Genomic DNA, 3,784 nt, shown 5'->3' on the forward strand with positions numbered 1-3,784 from the left:
GCCGTAGGGGAGGGCGATGCCGAGGGCGGTGGCGTCGCCGGCTAAGGGGAAAAGGCCGATAGGTTTACGCGAGGCGCCCCCCTCTGTCCTGCCGGACATCTCCCCCTCAGGGGGGGAGATCGGCAGCTTAGGCGCCGGCTTTTCCTTACCAACACCGGAGATTGGCGAAACCATCGGTGGCAGCGTAATCTCCCCCCTTGAGGGGGAGATGTCTGGCAGGACAGAGGGGGGCGCCTCGCGCAAACTTGTCGAGCATAGCCAACCCGCCAGAGACACCAACTGCCTCTCAGTCAAATCCCTCGCATGAGCCTCGCGGCCTTTTTCGGCAACCATTCTTAGGGCCGCGACGGTGATGTCGCACGCCGAGCCTTCATCGGCAGTGACAAGTGGCCTCCCATTCCACCCATCACCCGCGACAGACACCCGCCACCGAACTCCTGCATCGACCCGCACTGCAGCAAGCCGCACATCGGCCGTCACCGAATCCATCGTCAACTGCCCGCAGCCATCGACAATCACGGAAACCTTCGGCCCCAGCATTGGCGCTAATCCAGCCTCGTCAATCGCCGCCCTGATCCGCTCGGCCAGCGGCCGCGGATCGGCAATCTCCTGCGGATCAATGCCGGCCAGCGGCCCGATCTCGACTGGCACGCCGGTGCGCACCGCGATATCAAGCGCATCGACCTCCGCCGCCAGCCGTGTGGCGCTGTCCGTCGTCAGCCCACGTATCTGCAGACTGCCGCGCGCGGTGACTTCCATGATGCCATTGCCATGCCGCAAGGCGGATTCGGCTAACCCGATCAAAAGCTTCGGCGACAATCCTCCAGAAGTCGGGCCTCCAGAAGTCGGGCCTCCAGAAGTCGGGCCTCCAGAAGTCGGGCCTCCAGAAGATGGGCCTCCAGCAACCGGGTTGAGCCGCACCAAAAGCCCGTCGCCGGTTTGCATTGGCACCGACAAAGCCGGGCAGGCGCCGCGACGAGAGAAGGCGTTCATGCCGCCACCCCAAGCGCCTCGGCCTCGGCAATCATGGCCGTGAGATCGTCGTCGATGGAGTTGCGCAGGGGATGCCACAGGCCACGCCGTCGCGCCGACAGGAAGCGCTCGGCGATGACCTTGGCAGCGGCGGGGGTCTCGCGCAGGATGAAGGCCCCGACCAGTGGATCGCCGAGATAGGCATCGTGCACTGCCTCGATCAGCGTGCCCGAAATGGCATGCGTGGTTTCGGCGAAGCCGACCAGCCGGTCGACGGTTTCGGCAAATTCGGAGGCGCCGCGCGGGCCGTGGCGCATCTGTCCCGATATGAAGCGTGGATTGACGGCGCGGGCGCGCACCACCCGCGATACGGCCTCACTGAGCGAACGCGGCTTGGGCTTTTGCGGGTCCGTGGTGTCGAGCACGATGACGTCGGCATTCCTGCCAAGCGCTGCAAGGGCTGCGGAAAAGCCGCCGATAAAGGCGACATCGGCGGAGCCTTCGAGGATGTCGCGACCTGGGTCGTCGCCGGTGTGGACGAGAAGATCGGCCTCGGCGATGCGGGTTTCGAAGGCGCCGGGCGCGGAGACGCCTTCGCCCTCGGCGCCGCCATAGGCATGCGAGGTGGCGTCGAGATAGGCGCGGCCGATCTCTTCGCGCGCGCTCCAGTCGCCGGAGGACATGAGATCCTCGACGCCGGCGCCGTATGTGCCGGGTGAGGTGCCGAAGATGCGCGGGCTGATCTTGCCGTCAGCGCGGGTTTTGGCCGCGAGCGGGTTTTCCGTATCGTCCTCGTCGCGGGCGGCCACCGCGTTGGCGGCGGCATCGATCAGTGCGATCTGGGTCGGGAACATGTCGCGGAACAGGCCCGAAATGCGCCAGGTGACGTCGACGCGCGGCCGGCCGAGCGTGGCCGGCGGCAGCACTTCGATGCCGGTGATGCGGCCGGTCGCCGAATCCCATTGCGGCCGGCAGCCCATCAGCGCCAGGCCTTGGGCGATTTCCTCGCCGCCGGTGCGCAGTGAGGCCGAGCCCCAGAGATCGATGACCAGCGAGCGCGGCCAGTCGCCATGCGATTGCATGTAGCCGCGCACGACTTCCTCCGCCGCCGCCTTGCCCAGGTCATAGGCGGTCGGCGTCGGCATGGTCCGCGGGTCCGAGGTGAACAGATTGCGGCCGGTGGGCAAGACGTCGGAACGGCCCCGCGCGGGCGCGCCGGCCGGGCCGGCCTTAATGTGGCGGCCATCGAGCGCGGCGAGCAGCGCCGTCTTCTCGGCGTCGGCGCTCTGGCGGCGCATGGCGTCGGGCTCGTCATCGGGCGCGCGGCCATAGATATGCAGCCCGTCCTTGATGGCGAAATCCTTGAGGTCGCAGAGCCAGGCGTCGATGCGGCGCAGCGCTTCGTCCGGGGCGTCGGTCTTCCCGACGCCGGCTTCGGAGGCGAGACCGGTCTTTTGCGCGGTGTCGACGATCAGTTTCGCCAGACGGTCTCGGCGGCGGCGGTCTAGCCCGTCGGCCTGGGCATATTCATCGACCAGCCGCTCGAGCTTGTGTTGGTTTTCGTCGAGCCCGGCGCCGGTCAGCGGCGGTGGCAGATGGCCAAGGGTGACGGCGGCGATGCGGCGCTTGGCTTGCGCCGCTTCGCCTGGGTTGGAGACGATGAAGGGATAGACGACGGGCAAGGCGCCGGTGACGATCTCGGGAAAGCAGTTCTCCGAAAGCGCAACGGTCTTGCCCGGCAGCCACTCCAACGTGCCATGCGCGCCGACATGGACCAGCGCGTGGACGCCGAGCGACTTGCGCAGCCATAGGCCAAAGGCGATCAGCGCATGGCGTGGGGGTAAAGTCGGGTCGTGGTAGTCGGCCCGGCGGTCGGCGGAGCGGCCGCGATCCGGGGCGAGGGCGATGGTGATGTTGCCGAAGGTGGCGGCGCGGAAGGGGAAGCTTCCGCGCGAGGGGGCCTCGCACAGCCCTAAGTCATCTTCTGCTGTCCCCCAAGCGGCTTCTACCGCTGTAATCGCACCCGTCGGCAATTCTGTCGAAAGAGCGAGATAATCGTCCAGCCTCAGCCCATCGCCGCTCAACCCCAGCAGCCCCAGCAACTCACGCGGCGTCTCCGGAATCCCCTCAACCCCGTAGCCCTGATCCCGCAGGTCCTGCAGAATGGCCAGCACGCTGGACGGCACGTCGAGGCCGACGGCATAGCCGGTGCGGCCGGGGGCGCTCGGATAATCCGGCATCAGGATCGCCAGCTTGCGCTCGGCGCGGGGCGTCTCCTGCAGGCGGATAAAGGCCGCGACGCGGTCAGCCACTTGCGCCACGCGATCCGGTTCCGGCCGGTTGGCGAAAGCGCGGTGGCCAAGTGCTGGATCGATCTCGCTCTCGCCCTTGAAGGAAATGGCGCCGGCCAGGATGCGGCCGTCGAGCTCGGGCAGCACGACATGCATGGCAAGGTCGGCGGGCGCCAGGCCGCGCTGGTTGTTCTCCCAGATGTCGCGGCGGGGGGGGGCGACGATGACCTGGAAGACCGGCACGCCGGCGCGGTCGAACAAGGTCTCATTGCCCGGTTCGGCACCGGACGCGAAAGCGGTAGCGGTGACGATGGCGGCGGGTTTCAGTGAGGCGAGTGCTGTTTCCACGAACGCCAGGGATGCCGGGTCCTTGAGGCTGGAGACGAAGATGGGGACTGGGTTGATGCCGCGCTGTCGCAGAGCTTCAAAAAGTGCGTCGATTGGCGCGACATCGGCGGCCAGCAGCATCGAGCGGTAGAACAGGATCGGCACGACCTTTCCCTCCCCCTCGAGGGGAGGGT

Annotated in this window: 2 protein-coding genes; both read right to left on the bottom strand. The window is 67.4% G+C overall.

Translation table 11 applies throughout. The features are described 5' to 3' along the window. A partial coding sequence (cobG, locus tag EOD15_RS30430; protein ID WP_127409127.1) for a precorrin-3B synthase occupies positions 1–993 on the bottom strand: 993 nt, incomplete at its 3' end. Beyond that, positions 990–3,784 (bottom strand): cobaltochelatase subunit CobN (gene cobN, locus EOD15_RS30435; protein ID WP_127409128.1); only part of this gene is annotated, 2,795 nt, incomplete at its 5' end. The genes cobN and cobG, both read right to left, overlap by 4 nt.

Source organism: Mesorhizobium sp. M7A.T.Ca.US.000.02.2.1, assembly GCF_003996995.1.
Classification (GTDB): Bacteria; Pseudomonadota; Alphaproteobacteria; order Rhizobiales; family Rhizobiaceae; genus Mesorhizobium.